The 21,699-nt window shown below is 58.0% G+C and carries 19 protein-coding genes; 14 read left to right on the top strand and 5 right to left on the bottom strand.

The genetic code is table 11. The features are described from left to right. Positions 1-82: 82 nt before the first annotated feature. From typA to JOE56_RS01600, 4 genes are all read left to right on the top strand, one after another. Entirely contained in the window at positions 83-1,993 is a 1,911-nt protein-coding gene (typA, locus tag JOE56_RS01615; RefSeq protein ID WP_204514534.1) for a translational GTPase TypA, read from the top strand. Then, the gene (locus tag JOE56_RS01610; protein WP_204514533.1) at positions 1,990-3,408 is read left to right on the top strand and encodes a PIG-L family deacetylase; all 1,419 of its coding nucleotides are present in this window, start codon (positions 1,990-1,992) and stop codon (positions 3,406-3,408) included. Before typA ends, JOE56_RS01610 begins: the two co-directional genes overlap by 4 nt. Next, positions 3,392-5,053: a VanW family protein gene (locus tag JOE56_RS01605; protein WP_204514532.1), complete on the top strand. Its 1,662-nt coding sequence runs from the start codon at positions 3,392-3,394 to the stop codon at positions 5,051-5,053. Before JOE56_RS01610 ends, JOE56_RS01605 begins: the two co-directional genes overlap by 17 nt. A gap of 191 nt (positions 5,054-5,244) precedes the next feature. Continuing rightward, positions 5,245-6,921: a VanW family protein gene (locus JOE56_RS01600; protein ID WP_204514531.1), complete on the top strand. Its 1,677-nt coding sequence runs from the start codon at positions 5,245-5,247 to the stop codon at positions 6,919-6,921. A gap of 30 nt (positions 6,922-6,951) precedes the next feature. Here the strand turns inward: JOE56_RS01600 and JOE56_RS11545 are convergent, their stop codons facing one another. After that, complete coding sequence (locus JOE56_RS11545; RefSeq protein WP_204514530.1) at positions 6,952-7,974, bottom strand: GNAT family N-acetyltransferase; 1,023 nt, start codon at positions 7,972-7,974, stop codon at positions 6,952-6,954. 103 nt (positions 7,975-8,077) lie between these two features. On the opposite strand from JOE56_RS11545, the gene fdxA reads away from it, so the two are divergent. The 3 genes from fdxA (at position 8,078) to JOE56_RS01580 (ending at position 10,918) form a co-directional block, all read left to right on the top strand. Further along, on the top strand, positions 8,078-8,395 hold the full coding sequence (gene fdxA / locus JOE56_RS01590; RefSeq protein ID WP_102237705.1) for a ferredoxin: 318 nt from the start codon (positions 8,078-8,080) through the stop codon (positions 8,393-8,395). A gap of 1 nt (position 8,396) precedes the next feature. After that, entirely contained in the window at positions 8,397-9,503 is a 1,107-nt protein-coding gene (gene dapC / locus JOE56_RS01585; RefSeq protein WP_204514529.1) for a succinyldiaminopimelate transaminase, read from the top strand. Between the two features lie 125 nt (positions 9,504-9,628). Next, positions 9,629-10,918, top strand: coding sequence for a citrate synthase (locus JOE56_RS01580; protein WP_102237707.1), 1,290 nt, complete (start codon positions 9,629-9,631; stop codon positions 10,916-10,918). Between the two features lie 243 nt (positions 10,919-11,161). Here the strand turns inward: JOE56_RS01580 and JOE56_RS01575 are convergent, their stop codons facing one another. Next, positions 11,162-13,663 (bottom strand): HNH endonuclease signature motif containing protein, encoded by a 2,502-nt coding sequence (locus JOE56_RS01575; protein ID WP_204514528.1) that lies wholly within the window; start codon positions 13,661-13,663, stop codon positions 11,162-11,164. Positions 13,664-14,409: 746 nt separating this feature from the next. Here JOE56_RS01575 and JOE56_RS01570 point away from each other — a divergent pair. Beyond that, the gene (locus tag JOE56_RS01570; protein ID WP_204514527.1) at positions 14,410-14,922 is read left to right on the top strand and encodes a hypothetical protein; all 513 of its coding nucleotides are present in this window, start codon (positions 14,410-14,412) and stop codon (positions 14,920-14,922) included. Here the strand turns inward: JOE56_RS01570 and dapD are convergent. After that, positions 14,839-15,771, bottom strand: coding sequence for a 2,3,4,5-tetrahydropyridine-2,6-dicarboxylate N-succinyltransferase (gene dapD / locus JOE56_RS01565; protein WP_204514526.1), 933 nt, complete (start codon positions 15,769-15,771; stop codon positions 14,839-14,841). The genes JOE56_RS01570 and dapD overlap by 84 nt on opposite strands. 51 nt (positions 15,772-15,822) lie before the next feature. On the opposite strand from dapD, the gene dapE reads away from it, so the two are divergent. The 5 genes from dapE to JOE56_RS01540 all read left to right on the top strand — a co-directional run bounded on the left by dapE (position 15,823) and on the right by JOE56_RS01540 (position 19,434). Continuing rightward, on the top strand, positions 15,823-16,914 hold the full coding sequence (gene dapE / locus JOE56_RS01560) for a succinyl-diaminopimelate desuccinylase (protein ID WP_204514525.1): 1,092 nt from the start codon (positions 15,823-15,825) through the stop codon (positions 16,912-16,914). Next, positions 16,911-17,657: an LOG family protein gene (locus tag JOE56_RS01555; RefSeq protein ID WP_204514524.1), complete on the top strand. Its 747-nt coding sequence runs from the start codon at positions 16,911-16,913 to the stop codon at positions 17,655-17,657. Before dapE ends, JOE56_RS01555 begins: the two co-directional genes overlap by 4 nt. Positions 17,658-17,659: 2 nt before the next feature. Continuing rightward, entirely contained in the window at positions 17,660-18,016 is a 357-nt protein-coding gene (locus JOE56_RS01550) for a hypothetical protein (protein WP_204514523.1), read from the top strand. Then, complete coding sequence (locus tag JOE56_RS01545) at positions 18,013-19,179, top strand: hypothetical protein (RefSeq protein ID WP_204514522.1); 1,167 nt, start codon at positions 18,013-18,015, stop codon at positions 19,177-19,179. The genes JOE56_RS01550 and JOE56_RS01545 overlap by 4 nt, the downstream gene beginning before the upstream one ends. Positions 19,180-19,263: 84 nt before the next feature. Continuing rightward, complete coding sequence (locus JOE56_RS01540) at positions 19,264-19,434, top strand: DUF3117 domain-containing protein (protein ID WP_005882039.1); 171 nt, start codon at positions 19,264-19,266, stop codon at positions 19,432-19,434. 58 nt (positions 19,435-19,492) lie between these two features. On the opposite strand, the gene JOE56_RS01535 is transcribed toward JOE56_RS01540, so the two are convergent. Next, positions 19,493-20,125, bottom strand: a complete 633-nt coding sequence (locus tag JOE56_RS01535; RefSeq protein WP_204514521.1) for an O-methyltransferase — start codon at positions 20,123-20,125, stop codon at positions 19,493-19,495. A 53-nt stretch (positions 20,126-20,178) separates the two neighbouring features. On the opposite strand from JOE56_RS01535, the gene JOE56_RS01530 reads away from it, so the two are divergent. Continuing rightward, on the top strand, positions 20,179-20,559 hold the full coding sequence (locus JOE56_RS01530) for a twin-arginine translocase TatA/TatE family subunit (protein ID WP_239271800.1): 381 nt from the start codon (positions 20,179-20,181) through the stop codon (positions 20,557-20,559). Here the strand turns inward: JOE56_RS01530 and JOE56_RS01525 are convergent. Further along, positions 20,556-21,653 (bottom strand): Mrp/NBP35 family ATP-binding protein, encoded by a 1,098-nt coding sequence (locus JOE56_RS01525; RefSeq protein ID WP_293878765.1) that lies wholly within the window; start codon positions 21,651-21,653, stop codon positions 20,556-20,558. The two genes, JOE56_RS01530 and JOE56_RS01525, sit on opposite strands and share 4 nt — an antisense overlap. Between the last annotated feature and the right edge of the window lie 46 nt (positions 21,654-21,699).

The raw sequence follows: 21,699 nt of genomic DNA, 5'->3' as shown, positions 1-21,699 counted from the left end.
AGTCGCGAACGGCGGTTTGCGGATCGTATAATGGTCGGTTGGGTGCGAATGTGCGCCTGAACATCGATCAGTTAGGGACCTTATGACCCACACATCACGCCGTGAGGATCGCCGCAACGTTGCAATCGTTGCGCACGTCGACCATGGAAAGACCACACTGGTGAACCAAATGCTCGCACAGACGGGTGTTTTTGGTGACCACGGGGACTACTCTGACCGCGTGATGGATTCCGGCGACCTGGAAAAGGAAAAAGGAATCACGATTCTGGCCAAGAACACCTCGGTGTTGTACAACGGGCCGTCTGCACAGGGCAAGCCCATCATTATTAACGTGGTCGACACCCCTGGGCACGCCGACTTCGGCGGTGAAGTGGAGCGTGGCCTGTCCATGGTGGACGGTGTGGTGTTGCTCGTTGACGCTTCAGAAGGTCCGTTGCCACAGACCCGATTCGTTCTCCGTAAAGCCCTGGCTGCCAAGTTGCCTGTCATCGTGGTGGTCAACAAGACAGATCGCCCCGACGCTCGAATCGACGAAGTCATCGAAGAGACTCAAGACCTGCTCTTGGGACTCGCAAGCGACCTGTCGGATGAAGTGCCAGACCTCGACGTCGACGCTGTTCTCGATTTCCCAACGATTTTCGCCTCAGGTAAGGCCGGTCGCGCATCAACCGAACAGCCGGCCAACGGTGATCTGCCAGACAGTGAAAACCTCGAGCCACTGTTCAAGACTATCCTTGAACACATTCCCGCCCCTGCGTACAACGACGACGGTGTTCTGCAAGCACACGTGACGAACCTGGACGCTTCACCGTTCCTGGGACGTCTGGCTCTCTTGCGTATCTACGGTGGAACGCTGAAGAAGGGTGCTCAGGTAGGTTGGGTACACAACGACGGAACGATTTCAACCGCCAAGATCTCAGAACTTCTGGAAACCCAGGGTCTCGAAAGGTTCCCCGCGACTGAAGCTTCTGCTGGTGACATCATCGCTATCGCAGGTATTCCCGACATCATGATCGGTGACACCATTACCGACCTGGAAGACCCACGTCCCATGCCACCTATCACGGTGGATGAACCGGCGATCTCCATGACTATCGGTATCAACACGTCGCCACTTGCTGGGCGTGAAAAGAACACCAAGGTGACTGCACGTCAGGTGAAGGACCGCCTTGACCAGGAGCTGGTAGGTAACGTGAGCCTGCGCGTTCTTCCCACGGACCGTCCCGATGCATGGGAAGTTCAGGGGCGTGGTGAACTGGCTCTGGCGATCTTGGTTGAACAGATGCGCCGTGAAGGTTTTGAGCTCACGGTGGGCAAGCCTCAAGTGGTGACCCGTGAGATTGACGGCGTTTTGTCTGAGCCCATGGAACACATGACCATCGACGTTCCAGAAGAACACCTGGGTGCCGTGACACAGCTGATGGCGGCACGTAAGGGCTCCATGGAGACCATGAACAACCAGGGGACCGGCTGGGTTCGCATGGAGTTCCGGGTACCTGCCCGAGGTCTCATCGGCTTCCGTACCCGCTTCCTCACCGAGACACGGGGAACCGGAATCGCGAACTCCATTTCCGACGGCTACGCTCCGTGGACTGGTGAGATTGAGTTCCGCACCTCTGGTTCGCTCGTTGCTGACCGCGCTGGTGCGGTGACGCCGTACGCCATGATCAACCTGCAGGAACGTGGAACGTTCTTCGTAGAACCCACCTCCGAGGTGTATGAGGGCCAGATTGTGGGTGAAAACTCCCGCGCGGACGACATGGACGTCAATATCACCAAGGAAAAGAAACTCACCAACATGCGTTCGGCCACGGCTGACTCGTTCGAAAACTTGGTGCCACCTCGCAAGCTCACACTTGAAGAGAGCCTGGAGTTTGCAAACGACGACGAGTGTGTCGAAGTCACGCCGTCGATCGTGCGTATCCGCAAAGTTATCCTCGATCAGAAGGAACGTCAGAAGGCCGCGAACCAAAAGCGTCGCCAAAACTCATGACCACTGTTCTCTTTATCCACGCTCACCCCGACGACGAGTCGATCATGACGGGTGGCACCATGGCTTCGCTTGCGGCCCGAGGTGCCTCCGTAGTGCTCCTGACCGCTACCCGGGGTGAGGGTGGGGAAGTGATCGGTGAAACCCACGCCCACTTGTTCGGCGACCGTCCCGGGCTGGCTGAACATCGGGAGCGCGAGCTGGCAGAAGCCACTTCGGCGCTGGGAGTTTCGGGCGCGTACTTCTTGGGCGAGGAACGGACTGTCGATGGGACGGGTTTGCCACCTCGGCGGTTTGAAGACTCCGGGATGGAATGGGGAGCCCACGGGCACGCGGTTGCGCCGGCGCACATGCCGGCGGAGGCACTGTGCAGTGCCACCGTTGCCGAGGTCGCCGATTATGTGGGTGCGGTGATCCGTAACGTGCGCCCAGACTTGGTTGTGACGTATGGGCCCGGTGGCGGCTATGGCCACCCAGACCATGTGCGATGCCACGATGCCACGCATGAAGCGTTGCGGCGGTTGGGGGCTGGCGCGCCGCCTGTCGTACATACCGAGGTGCCTGCGCAAGTTTCCGCTGACGCGTTCGATCCGCAGGCTCCAGGGTTTGACCTCACGGGGTTCAGCGCGGCAACGAAGGTGCCGTATGTAGCGGCGGCGTACCCCGTTGCGGTGGAGCAGGACGTGTCGGAATTTTTGGGTGCCAAAGCGATGGCGATGGCCGCGCACGCCACCCAGATCACGGTTGCCGGTGAGTTTTGCGCGCTCAGCAACGACGTGGGTCAGAAGATTCTGGATACGGAACATTTCACCGTACCGGATTACGCGGGGCCCGTTGTGCATGACCTGTTGGAGTATGCGCAGGAACACCGTCGTGAGATTCCTTCGGAATCCGGGTCTGCCGAGGTGGCGGCCACTCACAGCGGGATTAGTGGGGCGCACGAAGGTGCGAGTGCAGGCGCGTCGCAGGAAGTGCCAGAAGACTCCGGGCGCAAGTCCGTTGGTCGCTGGGTCGCCGACACGCTCCACACCGTTTTGGTGGCCGTGCTTGTGTGCGTGTTGGGCACCCTGCAGCACCTCAACGCGAGTGCACTCAACCTCAACGGTCAAGCGGTCATTGTCCCGTGGGGGCTCGTCCTTGCCGTGGCTATGCTGATCGCTAGCACGTGGCACGTCGCAGTGTCGCACCGTTCGACCCTATTGGTGGTGGTTCACGGTGTGGTCATCTCCATTGGAAGCTTCATTCTGGGACAGCGTGGATTCTTACCTGGGCAGGATCTTCTTATAACGAATTTCTATCGGTCCGTAGTGTGGCTCTTTGCGCCTATGGTGATTGCTGGGATTATGGCATTTACACTGCCGTCGTTAAAGTCTCAACCACCGGTTGTGCGCAAGGAGAAGAATGAAACGGGTAGCTAAGTTTGTAGGCATTGGAGTGTGTGGCCTCGCGCTCATCTACCTCGTTGTCGCCTTTTTGACCTCCCGGGCAGCACTTGCCGGAACCAGCGTTGCCGGTGTTGACGTCGCAGGAAAATCGGTTGAGGAGATTCCGGGTGTGTTGGAAGAAGCGCTCAAGGACAAGGCTGACGAAGACATCGCAGTTAAGGTCGAGTCCGGAAATGGGGACACCAAGGTGTCGCCCAAAGACGCGGGAGTAGGCGTCGACTATGAAGCCAGCGCGCAGAAGGTCGCCGGTTTCACTCTCAACCCCGTCACACTCTACGAGCGGTTTAACAATCGCACTGACCAACCCCCAGAGCTGAAGGTCGATGACTCACGGTTGACGACCTCGGCGGGGGCGGTTGCTAAAAACCTCGAAAAGGAACCAGAAAGCGCAACGCTGGCCTTTGAAAAGAAGTCGGTGAAGCTCACCCCGTCAAAAGACGGGACGAAGGTTGCCCCTGAACTAGTGGTGCAGGGCATCCGTGAACAGTGGCTTGTGGAAGACGCTGTGACGGTCAAAGACGAGGTGAATAAACCCGATTTCACCACTGAGGACGCTGAAAAGGTCAAGCGTGAAGTCGCCGAACCTGCCCTGAAAGACGATGTCACTTTGAACGTCGAAGGAGACGTCGAAGAAGGCAAAGAGCTCACGGTGACCCCCGAGGCGATCGCTAAACACGGGTCGTTTAACGAATCGGGTGAACTCACGTTTGACGAGCGGTTCCGAACCACAGTCATGAACGACAACCCGGATGTGGGTGAAGCGGGACGCGACGCGTCATTCGAGTTTGTGGACGGCAAACCCAAGGTTGTTCCGTCCCGCGACGGTGTGTCAGTGAACAAGGATGAGCTCGCCAAGGCTGTGCGTGACGCGATCGGTGCTGACGATCGCAGTGCTGCCATTACGTTAGGGGCGGAACCGGCGGACTTTTCGACCGAGGACGCAGAGAAACTCGACCTGTCCGACACCATCTCAGACTTCGCGACACCGTACTCCTCGAGCCCGGCCCGTGACACCAACTTGAAGGTGTCAACGCGGGCAGTTTCGGGCACGGTACTCCAGCCTGGGGAACAGTTCAGCCTCAACAAGACACTGGGACCCAGGACCGCCTCGGCCGGATATAAACAAGCCGGTGTGATCTCTGGTGGGCAGATGAAGAAGGACTTCGGTGGGGGAGTCTCGCAGGTGTCCACCACGCTGTTTAACGCCGCGTTCTTCGCTGGCTTTGACTTGGACGAGCACAAGGCTCACTCACGCTACATTTCACGCTACCCGGAAGGGCGCGAAACAACGCTGGACTACCGGTCGATCGACTTGAAGTTCACCAACAACACGGACAAGCCGGTGGTGTTGGACATGTACCTGGAAGGCGGGAAGGTCCACGCGCGGGTGCTGGGTGTCAAGACGATTGACGTTGAAGCGGATGCCTCGAGCCGGTTCGCGTACACGTCACCGTCGACCATCAAGGGTTCCGGTAGCACGTGTAAACCACAGTCGCCGCGCCAGGGCTGGTCGATTAAGATCTTCCGCACCATCAAGGAACACGGCAGCGGGAAGGTCATCAAAAAGGATGACTTTGTGACGGTGTATAACCCTGTTCACCGTGTGACGTGCTCGTAAGAAAGCTGACGCGTTCGTGGGTGTCTGGCTGACTGGTGCGTTCTGTAGCGCATGCTGTAACGCATGTTGCCGGCTTGGCACGTGGGTACGGTGTCCTGGGGCGGTCCTCACCGTAGTGTTTGATGTAGGACAAACACGGCCCGGCCGGCACAGGGCCGCGGACATTGCAGGGGCAAGGTGGCGAAGCGTTCATGGACAAGAAGCGTGTGTACAGGATCGGCCTTGTGTGTTGCATCCTGGTTGTGGCGTATGTAGTTATCGCGTTTTTCTTGACGCGTCACGCGCTGGACGGCACGCGCGTTGTTTCTCATAACGTCGGCGGGATGAGCTACGACGAGGTTGTGCAAACCATTAAAGAGAACGCCAGAGAAGATTCGTTTTTTGTGTTCGCGGACGGAGACTATGGTGATACGAGTGTCTCAGCTGAGGACTTGGGGATCACTGTCGATGCGGATGCCACTGCGCGGCAGGTCGCAGGCTTCACGCTCAATCCGGTGACAATCGTCAAGCGGATCAAGGCCACATACGACGAAGGCAATGTAGCTCTGATTAAGCGCATTGACGACGAGAAGTTCGCTCAAACGTCTGACCGCATAGCCCATGAGTTAAGTCGCGAAACGATTAACGCTACGGTGTATTTCACTCCTCGCGGCGTTCATTCATCTGATAATTCTGAAGATGGGTTGGAAGTGGATTCTGCCGAGGTGAAAAAAGCAATCCTGGAAGCTCACGCAGAAGGGTCGACCACTCTCAGAGTGCCCACAAAAATGATCAACGCAGACGTTAGCGATGCGGAAGCGTCAGCGCGTGCGTACGAGATTGATCAAGGATTGGGCGACAAAGACGTTGTGCTCGAAGCGGGTGGCGGGAAGACGCTCCGTATTCCTGTTGAGCTTATTCGCCGGTTCGGCTATTTCAACGACAAGCTCGAGCTGTGTTTCCGCGATGAAGAGTTTCGCAACGCTGTCATGGACGAAAATCCTGGCGTTGGTGATCACATTGTCAATGCGCGTTTCGAGTTTCCGGATGGAAAACCCGTTGTGAAACCCGCGCAGGACGGTGTGAGCGTTGACTCTACCGAGCTCACACGTGCGGTGCGGGAAGCGATTTCGTCGCCGGACAACACAGCCTCCGTTGGAGTAGGCGACCAAAGGGCTCAGTTCAGCACTAAGGATGCTGAAGCGATGAAGCTTCCAGACGTAATTGCGCAGTTCGCAACAGACAACCCGCAGAACGATGAGCGTAATGCACGGCTTGAGCATGTGGCAAAGAAGATATCAGGCACGGTTGTTAAGCCGGGTGAAACGTTCGACTTCAACGCGGCGGTGGGGCCCTATTGGGCGGAACCGGGGTACGAACCCTTCCCTGAACCAACGGTTCTGGGTGGCGTAGAGGATGACTCGCGAAGTGGCCCATACTCACAACTTGCGACAACCCTGTTTAACGCTGCGCTAGAAGCGGGGCTCGAGATCCGCGAACAGCATGGAGGAGCACAGCGCCCGTCCGTGTACCCGGATGGCCGAGATGTCATCGTTAACACGCGAACCAACTTTGTTTTCGCAAACACAACTGACAAACCCATCGTGATTGAGTCATTTGTGAATGACAACAAGACGCACGTCAAAATCCACGGCACCAAACAGTTCGACGTGGAGCTCTCCACGACGGACCGGTGGAATGTGACAGCGGGCCTTCCGCCCAAGGAAGAATCAGGCAGTCGGTGCGTGTCCTATCCGTCGCTCGACGGCGGGTCTGTCCTTACCTACCGAGTCATCAAGGACCGTAATAAGGACCAGCCAGCCACACGCGATACGTTCTACCGAGAGTACTCAGAACAACAAGGGCAAACCTGTTCTGGTAAATCGTGACCGGGACAGCTCACTGACCCCGGGGCTCCCTCACTCGCTCGCCGGCTGCGCCATCCACACGCGGTGGTGTTCGCTCATGCCACATGAGTGGGCAAAGTCGGAGCGCTCGCGGTCGGGAGCTTCGTACATGAGCGACCGGACACCTCGGGCTTGGGCAAGCCGCGCAGACGCCGTGACAAGCGCGCTACCAACCCCCGCGCGCCGCGAGTCCGGGTGAACGACTAGGTGAGAAAGAACGGCCCACTTCATCGCGAACGCAACGCGCGCCGCACCCACCATGGTCTGTGTACCGTCCGGGCCAGTCGCAATGGCCGAAAGTATCCGGTGCTGGGGTGCGCTTGAAACCAGGTGGCTGTACTCCTCGCGCGCCGATTCTTCGATGCCCCACACCGCGTAGTGCAGGGGAGCGGGAGTGTCGGATTCGACGATTTCGCCATCCGGTTCACGCAATTGAGCGAGTTCCGCGGTGGGCGCGGTAAACGTGGTTACCGGTTCGGATGGGACGAATCCTTCGCCACGCAAAAGTGGGGCAACCTGCTGACTTGCGGGGCTGAGCTCACTGGAATGGGCCTGGGTGTGAATGAGGATGTGTGGCGTGCTGCCTCGCTCTTTGAGCCAGGTGACGGCAAGGGACAGTGCCTCCTGGGTTGGCATGCCGGGGTCACCTAGGGGGAGGGCGCTGTTGGCCGCCGCCGAGGTGTTAGATGCCGAGATGTTCACTGCCGAGGTGGCCGGCGCTGACCGCAGTAGCCAACCTGAGAGCACTTTGGGGTCTTCGCCACGAAGTTCGGAGGCGAGGTTGTCGGCGTGTAGCCACGCGATTTCCCGAGGCGACCACGTTGCGGCGGCGACTTTGCGGAGGTCTTCTGCGCTCACGATTTCGTGGAGTTTGCCGGGGCGGGTAGGTGCCGGGGGAATCTCGTGACCAGTTTCGATCGCGTCCTTGGGCACGTCGACGGGCCCGCGCTTGGTAGCGATGCGGAGGTGTGTTGGTGTGGTTTCGAGGACCTCGCCCAGAGCGTCGGTCAAAGAGCCGTTGTCTGTGTATCTCACAACAACACGTGTGCCGGGTGAAAACATGGAGGCCCTTTCAAGTGTGGAAAAGTACGTGCGTAGGAGTAACCTTATTAAGTATCCATACAACCAGGAGGTATCCGTGACGTACATAATCGCGCAGCCGTGTGTCGACCTCAAGGACAAGGCATGCGTCGATGAGTGCCCCGTGGACTGTATTTATGAAGGTGCTCGTTCACTTTACATTCACCCTGACGAATGTGTGGACTGCGGTGCGTGCGAACCCGTATGTCCAGTTGAAGCCATTTACTACGAAGACGACGTTCCTGAACAGTGGGCCGAATACTATAAGGCCAATGTGGAGTTCTTCGACGAAATCGGATCGCCAGGTGGGGCTGCCGGTGTAGGGAACACCGGAACCGACCACCCCATCATCGCGGCTCTACCACCCCAGCAGTAGCATGACTTTCACTCAGTACGGTCGCCACCTCGAAGCGTACCCGTGGGACAAGCTGGCTCCTCTTAAAGCACGGGCAGAAGAACGGGGTCTGTGTGACTTGTCTATTGGAACGCCCGTTGACCCCACGCCGCAGGTCGTTCAGGACGCCCTTTCAGCAGGGGCCGATTCACACGGTTATCCCACAACAGCCGGTACACCACAGTTGCGTGAAGCAATAGCGGACTGGTACTCCCGTTCACGCGGTGTGGAAGTCGCGCCTGATGCGATTCTGCCCACTGTTGGATCAAAAGAATTGGTTGCGTGGTTGCCCACCTTGTTGGGCTTGAAAGAACTGGGGTTGGCTGTTGCCGGGCCGTCTCTTGCATACCCCACGTACCGCATGGGCGCCACGATCGCAGGTGTGGAGTTCCGTCAGCTCGATGCGCATGAGATCGCCGAGGGGGCTTCGCTTGACGGTGTTGGCCTGGTGTGGCTCAATTCGCCAGCAAACCCGACGGGACGTGTGTTGGACGAAGCGACGCTTCGGAAGGTTGTCGAGGCAGCTCGGAACGCTGGCGTTGTTGTCGCCAGTGACGAATGCTATGCGTTGCTGAATTGGGAAGCAGAAGCGCCGTCGATCCTTGAGCCTGCCGTTGCGGGGGAGGACCACACGGGATTGCTCAGTGTGTATTCGCTGTCGAAGCAGTCGAACCTCGCGGGGTACCGGGCTGCGTTTGTCGCTGGGGATCAGAGTTTGATTGCGGACCTGACGAACACGCGTAAACATGCGGGAATGATTGTTCCGGGGCCAGTGCAGACGGCAATGATCGCAGCTTTGCAGGACTCAGAGCACGTGGTGGCGCAAAAGGAGACGTACCGTGCTCGGCGTGACCTGTTGAAGCCTGCGCTTGAGGCGTGGGGAATGACAATTGATCATTCCGAGGCTGGTCTTTATCTGTGGTGTACGCGCGGTGATGACTGTTGGGATACGCTTTCAGACCTTGCTGATCTGGGTATTTTGGCTGGGCCGGGCATTATTTACGGTGAGGGCGGTGCCCAGTACGTGCGTGTTGCTCTGACTGGATCGGACGACACGATTCGTACAGCGGCTGAGCGCCTGAGCAACTGAAGCGAACGAAAAGGCTCTGGTCAGGTACGTGTCTGACCTCCAACGAAATACGGTACGACTTAGTGCAGACTCACAAAAAGGGGTAGCCTGTGAATGCAATGATGTGAACCCTTTAAGGAGACATAATGGTGGCAGACGGCAAAATTCTTGTCGGTGAGAAGGAGCTTGAACTCGACCGTGTACGTGCAACAGAGGGCACGGAAGGTTTGCGAATTGGCTCGCTTCTCAAAGAAACCGGAACTGTCACATACGATCCTGGCTTCACATCCACTGCGGCGTCATCTTCTAAGATCACGTTTATCGACGGTGACGAAGGAATTCTGCGCTACCGCGGATACCCTATTGAGGAGCTTGCTGAGAAGTCGAGCTTCATTGAGGTTTCATATCTGTTGATTTATGGTGAGCTTCCTACCGCTCAGCAGTTGGAAGAGTTCACCGCTAAGTACTCAAGCCACATGATTGTCAATGACAACATGCGTGAGTTCTTCCGGGCGTTCCCGTATGACGCGCACCCGATGTCCATGGTGTCTGGCGCGATTTCTGCCATGTCGACTTTTTACCAGGGTAGCCTGGACGTTTTTGACGAGGAGCAGGTTGAACTTTCTATGCTCCGCCTGATGGCGAAGATGCCTACGATTACCGCTCTTGCATCACGTCGCCGTTCGGGAGTGCCTGTGGTTCACCCGTCGGACAACCTGTCGCCCATGGAGAACTTCGCACGGGTTCACTTTGCACTTCCAACGCAAGAGGACTTTGAGCCAGACCCGCTGTTGGTTAAGGCGCTTGACATTTTGTTCATTTTGCACGCCGACCACGAACAGAACTGCTCTACTTCGACGGTGCGTCTGGTGGGATCGTCGCAGGCTAACATCTACCAGTCGGTCTCCGCTGGTGTGAGTGCGCTGTCTGGTCCTCTTCACGGTGGTGCTAACTCCGCGGTTCTGGAGATGCTCCAGGAGATCGCCGAGTCCGATGACGGTGCCGAAAAGTACATGGAACGCGTGAAGAACAAGGAACAGGGTGTGCGCCTGATGGGCTTTGGTCACCGCGTGTACAAGAACTACGACCCACGTGCGGCCATTATTAAGAGCGTTGCGCACGACATTTTGGAGAAGTTGGGCGGGAACGACGAGCTTCTGGACCTGGCCATGAAGCTGGAAGAGATCGCGCTCAAGGACGACTATTTCGTGTCGCGTAGCCTGTACCCGAACGTGGACTTCTACACCGGCCTCATCTACAAGGCAATGGGCTTCCGCACCGACATGTTCACGGTTTTGTTCGCTGCTGGTCGTCTGCCTGGTTGGATTGCGCAGTGGCACGAAATGATCCAGGACCCAGAGACCAAGATCGGGCGCCCGCGTCAGGTGTACACCGGTTCGCCTCAGCGGTCCTACGTGCCGGTTGAAGAACGCTAATAGCTGCGTTTGTTTTCGCCTGGGCAGTCTCCATGTGAGTTGCCTTGGTTTTGAATAGCTCTTATATATGAGTGGCTCCTTTAGTTGGGGCTTCTGAGTTGCTCTCCATTGGTTGGACTGCTGAAAGTCAGCTGTCAGCCGGTGGGGAGTAGTTCGTTTTGGGCCCAGGTTTCGAAGGTCCCGGTCACTGCGTTCTGCTTGCAAGGCCGCTGACTAGAGTGGCCGTGGTCAGAATGGTGACGGTCAGAATGGTGGTGGTTCTTCGCTGGGTTCCCATGGGCGGGTGTCACCGTTGAACACCTGCCCTGCGACTGCGTACTCGTCAGCGACCGCGGGGTCATACCCGAAAGACACCCCGGCAGTTTGCCCACCAGTGCCCCTGTCAGTTTGGGCGGGTGTTTCTGGGTTGGGTACCTGGCTATGAGTGCTTGCTTGTTCTGTTGCTTGGTACTCATTAATGGTGTGGCTGATGTCTTGGTCACCGGTGTCGAAGTACTCGATTAACCGTTCGTACTGGTATTGGTTGATCCTGGATTCTGGTGGGTAGACCAGCATGGCACCAATCCGTGGGAACACGCACGCCAGGGAACCGTCATCCATCCTGTCGACGCGGAGTCGTTTCTGGGTTTTCAATTGATGATGCCGCTTACACAACGAGTGCAAATTCTCCATCACCGTCAACCCGCCCGACTCGGGGTCTTTGTGGTTGAACGGTTCGATATGGTCTTTTTCACACACCCTGGCAGGGACCGCGCACCACGGGACACTGCAAAAAGGATACCTAGCCTCAACCATGCGCTTCAAAGCCGCGGGAATGTAATACTTCGTCGGCGCAGACTCCAACACCACACCGGTCTTAGGGTCGGTGAACATCCGGTACACCCACTTCGCCTGAGCGATCACCTCATCAGCGGTCTTAGCGTCTAACGGCACCCGACCATTCATCATCACCGGCGCATGCGCACCCGGGTCCACCCTGACAGGCAACCCAAAATCAAACTCACTACCCGAACCATCACCCGGCGGGTCACCAACGCCCGGTGGCGCGCTACTCCCTTGGTGCTCAAATACTTGTTCTTCGGTTCTTTGTTTTCTGGATTCGTGGATTCTTCCGGATTGTCGATCTTCGGTTTCGTGTCTTCCAGGATCTTGTTGTTCGGGTCTGTGTTCATCTGGCCCGGGGGCTTTTCCGGATCTTTGTCTCTTAGATCTCTGTTCCTCAGGTATTCCCTCCGTGCCTGGTGGTGGGTTGTTCATGAGGAAGTGCAGTACCGGGACTGTGAGGTTAATGCTGGCTTGGGATTTCAGCCATTCTTCTTTTTCAGGCATGGATACGCACAACTCAAGCTCATACACGTCCTCAGCCTGACGGGCTTCACGCCTGTCAGTCCACACCGAACCATCAGCATCGCCCACACCAGAAACATCAACACCGTTCGCGTCAGCAGCGGGAATCCCCGCCTCGAAAGCACTGTTTGCGTTAGGACCAGCAGCGTTCCCGCCCTGTGCTTGCGCGCCTGCCGCGTTTCTGGTTTGGGCTTGTGTGCCGTCTTCGCGCACGATCTCAACACCGCGTGTAGCCCCAGATTTTGCCCCGGCGTGTTCGACATCAACCGGCACGGTGGTGACTTTGATCGGTGTTTGTTTGCCTGTCCGGGTCACTCGGGCACGTAGCGTTGTTGAGGGTTTCGCCCCGGTGATCAGATCCAGGGTCAGTTGGTCCATCAGCCGGTCATCATCAACCTCAACCCGACCCAAATCACCAACCCGCACCTCGGCCGTTTCCCCGTTGTTTTCGGTGATGAACAGGGCTTGTTGTTCATCCGTTAACGTGGCAGTAAAGGGTTCTATGTGGTTCGACATGATCGCTCTGGCAGTCCCGCGTACACGCTGATAAAACGCTTCCATCTCCAACACAGGCCCAGTAAGACTCAGGGTTGCTGTCCCGTCATCATTGACCCAGTACGACACTGACCGGTGACGCCTAGCCGTTTCACTACGGCTTTCAGGGGTAGTGAGCATAGCGAGCACTTCAGCCACGTGCCGTCTAAAGGTTTTCCATGACACGTCTACCCGTTTACTGGTGAGCATTTCATCAAACACCGGGATACACACCCCAGCACGACCCACCCTGCCAACGGTGTACAACACCCGGTCAAACCCGATCACGCCTTGTTTAGCTAACGACCAGAGTTTGGGCATGAGCACCACAGCCGTCATGATCTTCCGCACCTGGGTCACCACCTGGGCACGCGTACAATCCAAAACCTTCGCCAACACCCCTTCAGTCGGGGCAGGTAGTTCCTCTGGTACGCGCTCCACACTGGCAACCGTGCACACTTCACCCGAAGGCAACACCACACACGCCACCACATCGTCAATACCAACACTGGCAGGCGGACCATCCGCAGAAACAACCCGAGCACCCGCATGAGAAGCAGCTGGCCCGAAAGCAGAAGACGACCCCGAAGCTGAGCGTGAAACCTTACCCGCATTAGAGCTTTGCCCTGCTTTCCCGTTAGTAACCAGTGGTCCTGTTCCCGGGTTGGAGGTAAACACCGCATGTAGACCATGAGTGAAATCACCCAACGGTGCCACGTGGGCGCTCATCAACGCAGCGACTGCTTCTGCTTGTTTCACCCGCGCTTCGTCCATGAGGCGTGTGGTGGTTTTGACTGTTTCGAATAGTTCAACAGCCGGCCCGTCATACATGTCATTGCATACATGGTGATCTGTTGTGGTCATGTGGTTTCACCTCCTTGCGTGCTTCTATTCTATTTGTATTCGAATGCAAGAGTCAAGGGTTTTGTTCGTTTTGTTTCGATTTATGTTCGAACGAGTGTTCAGTCAAAGAAGCCACACGCGTTCAGTTGGGTACCCAAAGGCATCCAGCTGAAGACACCACAAACGCTCTGCGGTGGCGACGAACGGCGCTGAGTTTTAGTGACGACAAGCGAGCAGACATGGGCACGGCGAACGCTCGACTGCGGGCGCGAAAAGCACTCAGTGAAACGCATTCAGCTGCTGAGAAAACGGCGAAGCTCGTTGTGGACGTTAGCTCGAAGCTCGCTAGTGAGAGTCACGGCCCCCACTACTGCTTTAGGGGGAGTGAGGCAGGCTGGTTCGAACTTCTAGCCGTTCGCAGCGCACCAGACTAAATCGCGCAAACCGAGCATGATGGCGCAAAGCGAACGAAACTGCGCAATATAACGCGCCGTTTCACTCGCTTGGCGCCTTCTGATCATGAAAGATGAACCAAGAACGCAAGCCCCCGTCAACGAGCCCCTGTCAGTGAGCTCCCGTCAACGAGGCACCTCGGCCGCGAGAAACCCCCAGCAATCCGGCCACCCAGCAACCTGCAACCCGCCCTCCGCACATAGCGTGACCGAACCCCCGTGTAGCTAAACAAGCACACGCCCAACACCTTCTGACACTCCAGAAGTGAGAGCGTAAAAACAACGAACTCTTAACGAAGCGGAGCAGAAACGAAAATGAAAACATTCAAGTGGATCGGTATCGGCTGTCTACTCGTATCCATCGCAGCCGGAATAATTGCATGCACGTTTCATCTGGCAGTGTGGACTGGACCGCAAGGCACCCCACTGCGTCTGCTTGACGACATCAACGCGCTTACGGTCCTGATCCTTATCGCCATCTTTGTGCTCCCTGCCATCGGGACGCTCGTAGCGCTCACCTATAAAAGGCCCCTTATTCCAGCCATTCTCGCTACAGCAAGCACTCTGCTCTTGCTAATAGTAACGCTTACTTTGGCAGATGCGGTGACCAACGGAATCTTGATGTGGGACGGCCAAACACCTGACGGCACACCAATCGGTGGCATGGAAACAACACGGCCAGCTACAGGGTACTTCGCGCTGGTATGCGCGAGTATCCTCCAGCTGGCCGCGACTGTGTTCTTCTTAGTGCAGGTCAGGGTTGAGAGAAACTCCCGAGGTGCGAGGAAGGGCCTCGACGGCACCGGACTCGGAGTTTCGGCGCAGTAGCATATCGCTCTGTCCAGACAGCTCTGATGCCTTGACGACGGTTCCGTCCTCCAGAGTGACGCGGGTACCTGCAGTCACGTACAAGCCGGCTTCGACAACGCAGTTGTCGCCAAGCGAGATCCCGATACCTGCGTTAGCACCCAAAAGACACTTGGTGCCAATCGTGATCTTGGACTTTCCACCACCTGACAAGGTGCCCATGATGGAAGCCCCACCACCGATATCAGACCCATCGCCCACGACGACGCCCTGCGAAATGCGTCCCTCAACCATCGCAGCACCCAAGGTGCCCGCGTTGAAGTTGATGAAACCTTCGTGCATGACAGTCGTTCCGGGGGAGAGGTACGCGCCCATACGCACACGGTCGGCGTCGGCAATGCGCACGCCAGACGGCACCACGAAGTCGGTCATACGAGGGAACTTGTCGATCCCGTACACTGCTACCGGCCCACTTGCCTGCAAACGCACCCGCGTAGCCTCGAAATTCTCAGGCGAGCACGCACCTCGGGACGTCCACACAACGTTCTCCAACTGCCCGAAAATGCCATCCACATTCACCTCATTAGGGCGCACCAAACGGTGCGACAGCGCGTGTAGGCGCACGTACGCGTCCTCGGCGCCCTGCGGAGCCTCATCCACCGCAACGGTGACGGTCACGATCTCGGAAGACACACCTCGGACAGGGTCCGTTCCAGTCAAAGGACTCAAGTCCAAATCTTGAACAGCAACCTCCGCGGCACTCTGGGCTTTTTCTTCCGTGTCTTCAACCACGGGAGCCGGGTACCACACAGCAAGCGTCGTGTCCTGATACTTGGTCGCCACACCTGTGGCAGAAATATACGAACTCATAACACCAACCTTAACGGCCACGCGAAAGTCAGGCAGGTAGGCTTAACAAACATGACTGATGTTTCACGGCTCATCCCACATTTGGCAGACCCAGTAGCCCTGACGCGCGAACTCATTGACATCGAATCCGTGTCGGGCAACGAAAAACCAATCGCCGACTCTGTGTACGCGGCTGTCGAACACATCAGCGACACCGGTGTTGAACTAGAGCTCCTGCGCGACGGAGATACGATCGTCGCTCGCACACACCAGAACCTGGGGCAGCGGATCGTCATCGCCGGACACCTGGACACCGTACCCATTGAAAACAACGTGCCATCCACCCAAAGTGATGACATCATCTACGGTCGCGGGGCCTGCGACATGAAGTCAGGCGTCGCCATGCAACTGTGCGTGGCCGCCGCTCTCCGCCAGCCCGCATACGACATCACCTGGGTGTTTTATGACCACGAAGAAGTCGACGCCTCACTCAACGGGCTGGGGCGGGTCGCGCGCAATCACCCAGACTGGCTCCACGGCGACTTCGCCATCCTGGGTGAACCGTCAAACGCCGGAATCGAAGGCGGCTGCAACGGTACCATCCGTGTGGAAGTGCGCTCCACAGGTGTGCGCGCCCACTCAGCACGCGCGTTCGTGGGAGTCAACGCGATCCACGGGATCGCCCCTGCACTGGCTCAACTCGCTGACTTCGACGCGCCCACCATTACCGTTGACGGGCTGGACTACCGCGAATCCCTCTCAGCTGTGGGCATCACCGGTGGCGTTGCAACCAACGTCATCCCTGACGAATGTGTTCTCACCGTCAACTACCGCTTCGCACCGTCGAAAACCGTGGACGACGCGGAACAGTTCCTGCGTCACTTCTTCGACGGCTACGACGTCACCGTCACAGACGTGTCGCCGGGTGCTCGCCCCGGTCTGAACCAGGACATGGCCGCTGAGTTCGTGAAGACCGTCGGGCAGGAGCCCAAACCCAAACTGGGCTGGACCGATGTTGCGCGCTTCTCAGAACTGGGCATTCCAGCAGTCAACTACGGTCCCGGCGACCCGCTGTACGCTCACCGCGCCGACGAACAGGTGCCCGTTTCCGATATCATCACGGCTGTTGAGAAACTCCACGCATTTCTTGAGGCTGACTCGTGACCGACCAGAATGTTTACCGCAAAGGGCCCATGTACTTCAAAGGGCGCCACGTCCCAACCACCACAACAGATCAACGACTCCTGGCTCCGCAGTCCGAGGTGTCATGGCTCCACGAAGACCCATGGCGCGTGCTCCGCATCCAAGCGGAGTTCGTCGAAGGTTTTAGCTCGCTAGCCGAGCTGGGTCCGGCTATCTCGCTGTTTGGGTCCGCCCGCCTGCGTGAGGGCACGCCGGAGTATCAGTGCGCACGCGACGTGGCCGCCGGAATTGCGAAGGCCGGGTACGCGGTCATCACGGGAGGTGGCCCCGGACTCATGGAGGCCGGTAACCGTGGGGCAACCGAGGTGGGCGGCACCTCGGTGGGGCTGGGTATTGAGTTGCCGTTCGAGCAGGGCATGAACCAGTACGTGGAAATCGGCATGAACTTCCGGTACTTCTTTGTCCGCAAGACCGTGTTCTTAAAATACTCCCACGGCTTTGTGGTGCTCCCCGGTGGGTTCGGGACACTCGATGAGCTGTTTGAAGCCCTCACCATGGTGCAGACCAAGAAAATGTTGGCATTTCCGATCGTGCTCGTGGGCAAGTCGTACTGGTCGGGGCTCATCGAGTGGATCCGTGAACAGCTGCTGGCGAACCAAACGATTTCCGCAAACGATCTCGACTACGTGACGGTGGTGGACACTGCTGAAGAAGCCGTCGCCGCGGTGACGAGCGGGATTGGCCCGCACTCAAAGGTGAACTAATCATGTGGATACTTTTGGGAATCATCGCCGCGCTTGCCGTGCTAGCCGTAGCTGTCGCAGGTTCTATGGGACTGTTCGACTCACCCATGTCCCAGAACACCGACCAACTGTCGGAGCTTGATGAAACGGATGACAACCCCCGTTTCGCCCCCGCGATGTTCGGGTACAGCCGCAACGACGTCGACGCCTATGTCACGCGGCTGCAGGACCGTATTCGTGACCTCGAAGGTGAGCCCGGCGTAGCAGGGGAGCCCGGCGCCTCAGCGAAGCCACGGGAGTCGAAAAAAGGTTCCGCCGAGGTGTCAAAGAGTTCCCGCGCAATGTCCGCCAGCGTGAAGAAAACGGCCCGTGACAAGTGACACGTGACGCTGTGGCCACCCGCCTGATGCGAACCCCCGTGTGGGTTCAGGCGCTTGTCGTCTATGCCTTGTCGAGGCTGCTCACGCTTACGATTGTGGCCAGCGCGGCACAACACCAAGGCGAAACTCCGTGGAATGGCCCCGACGGGCCCAGCGTCATCGAGTACCTCAACTTCTGGGACGCTGGCTGGTACGAACGGATATGGAAAGACGGGTACCCGACCCCACTCCCGCTCAGAGAAGACGGCTCCGTGGCACAAAACGCATGGGCGTTCTATCCGCTGTACCCCTGGCTGGTAGGCGCCTTGAGCTCTATAACCGGACTGGAGTTTAAGACTCTGGCGGTCATCACCTCGGTGGTGTGCGCGGGGGCCGCATCCGTGGTCATTCTGTACCTGTTCCGGAAGTTCGCTGACCCTGCTCAAGCGCTCACTGGGCTCGCATTCTTCCTGGTGTTCCCGGCGACCGCGACCCTCATGGCAGGCTATGCGGAAGCCATGGCGATTCTCTTCCTTGCCCTTGCTCTGCTGCTCATCGCCCAGCGCCGCTATCTGCTCGCCATCCCCGTAGTTGTCCTCATGGACGTGACACGGCCCATCGGTGTGGGCTTTTCATTCTTCATGCTGATCCACCTGCTGTGGCGCTGGCTGGGCCCGGAACCTTATCCCAAACGCGAAGTCGTCACCTCGTGGACCCTAGGCATTCTCAGCTGTGTTGCGGCCCTACTGCACCCTGCGTTCGCGTGGTGGAAAACTGGCCAGTTTGACGCGTACACATCGACGGAATCCGCCTGGACCGGGCACTCTGACCTGTTCGTGCAGTGGATCGATCGCGCGGACCACATGGCCGGGCCACTGGGTATCGTCGTGTTCCTGGCGCTCCTGGCCGTGGCCGGAGTGATCCTATTTACCTCACCCGGTAAAGCGATGGGGCACGAGAACCGCCAGTTCGTCCTGGGCTACTCCGTGTACCTCTTGCTGTTTTTCACACCACAGACGTCGACGTTTAGGCTTCTGCTCCCGCTCTTCCCGCTGGCTCTCGTGATTGCGCGACCATCGTCGTGGACTCTGCGGTGGGTCGTTGTAGTGGCGTCGGCGCTCTTGCAAATCTGGTGGGTGACCGCGCTTTGGAGTTTGGGTGGCTCGTTCAGTTCGCCACCGTAAAAGCGCGTTCGTGACATCGTGTATGCACAAGCACGCCTGATGGTGGATAATTAAAAGCACAACTCGTGATTGAAAGGATTCTTCATGGCAGCTCAGAAGCCACGCACCGGTGACGGCCCCCTCGAAGTGACGAAAGAAGGCCGTGGCCTGGTTCTCCGTCTCCCCATCGAAGGTGGCGGACGTCTGGTCATTGAGGTCAGTCAGGAAGAAGCACAGAACCTGGCTGAAACCTTGAACGAAGCTCTGGGTCAGTAACCGTCAGGCTTTTTTAGCAGAATTTCCCGCGGTCTTCCGCGGGATTTTTTGTGCCCGCTCAGTCCGCACGGATGAGCGCCAACAGGCCCGCGTCCACAGGTAACAGGACACGTTCGGTGTTGGGCACCTCGGACACGTACGTGAGCATCCTGCGGGTCGCCGAGGTCGTCGCTGAGCGGTCTGCAGGGTTGGCTACCGCTCCGGCGGCCATCGCGTTGTTGACCACGATCACCCCACCTGCGCGGAGTTTGCTCAGCGCCATAGGGAAGATTTCGAGGTGGTTCACCGGGTCGGTGTCCAAAAACACCAAGTCATAGGACTTTTCAGCCAAGCGGGAGAGCACGTTCTGCGACTGGCCCGTGATCATGCGGGCGCGGTGCCGGGAAATCCCGGCCACGTCGAAAAGTTCAGGAACAACTGCTTGCCGTTGCGGGTCGGTGTCGATCGTGGTGAGGACTCCGCCTGGAGGCATCGCGGAAAGAATGGTGACCGCTGACACTCCGGTTCCCGTTCCCACGTCAATGGCCGAGGCGGGCCGGGCTAGCCGCGTGAGCATCGACAGAACGTGGGTGGACGTGGCTCCCAGCGGGGCACAGTGAAACTCGGAAGCGAGCGAGCGTGCCGCATCGATTACTGCGTCACTTTGGTGAAAACGATCCGCAAACTGTGCAGCGGCTGGCAGATTGCGCACGCATCCCTCCTGTTCTTTTCCGGATAAGTCTAACGGTAGATAGAATGGACGGCATGTTTGGCATCAACGGAACAGAGATGATCATCTTGATCATCCTGGCCCTTGTGGTTGTAGGGCCGTCGCGGATGCCAGAGTACGCAAAAAAGCTAGGCGAGTTCGCCAAGACGTTCCGTCGCAAAGCCATGGATGCGCGCCGTGCGGTTCGCGAAGACTTCGGTGACGAATTCGACGTGGACTGGCAGAAGCTCGACCCGCGTCAGTATGACCCCCGGCGAATTGTCCGCGAAGCGTTGGCTGAAGAAGACGGGCAACCGACTCAAAAGGAAACGCCTACCCAGACCGCAGTGGGTATCAGCCCAGTCGAGCGTTACATGGAACAAGCCAAGAAACGCGACCGCACCAAACCGGCACCCTTCGACACTGAAGCCACTTAAGACGGGGTGACACCCAAGGAACGGCCGGAAAGACCTCGGGAGCGGTGGGACAGATCATGCGCCATCTGGCTGAACACTTTTGACGCGGTAGATTCCGGGTGCGCAATGACGGCGGGCGTTCCGTCGTCGCCACCTTCGCGAACCGGCGGGTCCAGCGGCACCTGACCCAGAACGCGCACCGGGTAGTCCAACGTGTCCGAAAGGTTCTGTGCGACGTCCTCGCCGCCTCCTGAACCAAAGACGTCGAAGGTCGAACCGTCGGGCATGGTCATGTATGACATGTTTTCAATCACGCCCGCTACTTTTTGAGACGTCTGCACGGCGATCGAACCCGCGCGTTGTGCCACCTGTGCCGCAGCATGCTGAGGCGTGGTGACAACAAGGAGCTCAGACTGGGGGAGGAGCTGAGCTACCGAGATCGCAATGTCACCAGTTCCTGGTGGCAGGTCAAGGAACAGCACGTCCAGGTCGCCCCAGTGGACATCCGTGAGGAACTGTTCCAGTGCGCGGTGCAACATGGGCCCACGCCACACGATCGCCTGGTTACCGCCAATGAACATGCCGATACTCATGACCTTCACCCCGTGCGCAACGCGGGGCAGGATCATGTCGTCAACGCGGGTGGGCTGCCCGGTAATCCCGAACATGCCAGGGATCGAGAAGCCGTAAATGTCAGCGTCGATCACACCGACTTTGAGACCCTGCTGGGCCATGGAGGCGGCCAAGTTGGCAGTCACGGACGATTTACCCACGCCACCTTTCCCAGACGCAACGGCGTAAATGCGCGTGAGGCTGTCCTTAAACGGGTTTGAACGCTTGAGCTTGTTGCGAAGCTCGGCACGCTGTTCGGGGGTCATCGTACCCAAGTGGACCGTCACCTCGGCGACCCCTTCGACTGCCAAAACCGCTTGTTCAGTGTCACGGGTAATCGTGTCTTTAAGCGGACAGCCGGCAATCGTGAGAAGGACGGTCACCTCAACGTGACCAGCATCGATGGTGACATCGTCCACCATCCCCAGCGTGACGATATCGACGCGCAGTTCGGGATCTATGACGGTACTCAGGGCTTTCATCACCGCATCGCGGTCAACCACAACAACCTCCTCATAGGTCTTTTCAACTCTACCGCCTGACTGCGGG

Source organism: Brevibacterium paucivorans, assembly GCF_016907735.1.
In the GTDB taxonomy this organism is placed as follows: Bacteria; Actinomycetota; Actinomycetes; order Actinomycetales; family Brevibacteriaceae; genus Brevibacterium; species Brevibacterium paucivorans.
This window is presented reverse-complemented; position numbering and strand designations above follow the sequence as displayed.

Excerpts from the sequence above, each read along its gene's own strand:
- typA (WP_204514534.1), top strand. The coding sequence starts at position 83 with ATGACCCACACATCACGCCGTGAGGATCGCCGCAACGTTGCAATCGTT.
- JOE56_RS01610 (WP_204514533.1), top strand. The coding sequence starts at position 1,990 with ATGACCACTGTTCTCTTTATCCACGCTCACCCCGACGACGAGTCGATC.
- JOE56_RS01605 (WP_204514532.1), top strand. The coding sequence starts at position 3,392 with ATGAAACGGGTAGCTAAGTTTGTAGGCATTGGAGTGTGTGGCCTCGCG.
- JOE56_RS01600 (WP_204514531.1), top strand. The coding sequence starts at position 5,245 with ATGGACAAGAAGCGTGTGTACAGGATCGGCCTTGTGTGTTGCATCCTG.
- dapC (WP_204514529.1), top strand. The coding sequence starts at position 8,397 with ATGACTTTCACTCAGTACGGTCGCCACCTCGAAGCGTACCCGTGGGAC.
- JOE56_RS01580 (WP_102237707.1), top strand. The coding sequence starts at position 9,629 with ATGGTGGCAGACGGCAAAATTCTTGTCGGTGAGAAGGAGCTTGAACTC.
- JOE56_RS01575 (WP_204514528.1), bottom strand. The coding sequence starts at position 13,663 with ATGACCACAACAGATCACCATGTATGCAATGACATGTATGACGGGCCG.
- JOE56_RS01570 (WP_204514527.1), top strand. The coding sequence starts at position 14,410 with ATGAAAACATTCAAGTGGATCGGTATCGGCTGTCTACTCGTATCCATC.
- dapD (WP_204514526.1), bottom strand. The coding sequence starts at position 15,771 with ATGAGTTCGTATATTTCTGCCACAGGTGTGGCGACCAAGTATCAGGAC.
- dapE (WP_204514525.1), top strand. The coding sequence starts at position 15,823 with ATGACTGATGTTTCACGGCTCATCCCACATTTGGCAGACCCAGTAGCC.
- JOE56_RS01550 (WP_204514523.1), top strand. The coding sequence starts at position 17,660 with ATGTGGATACTTTTGGGAATCATCGCCGCGCTTGCCGTGCTAGCCGTA.
- JOE56_RS01540 (WP_005882039.1), top strand. The coding sequence starts at position 19,264 with ATGGCAGCTCAGAAGCCACGCACCGGTGACGGCCCCCTCGAAGTGACG.
- JOE56_RS01530 (WP_239271800.1), top strand. The coding sequence starts at position 20,179 with ATGTTTGGCATCAACGGAACAGAGATGATCATCTTGATCATCCTGGCC.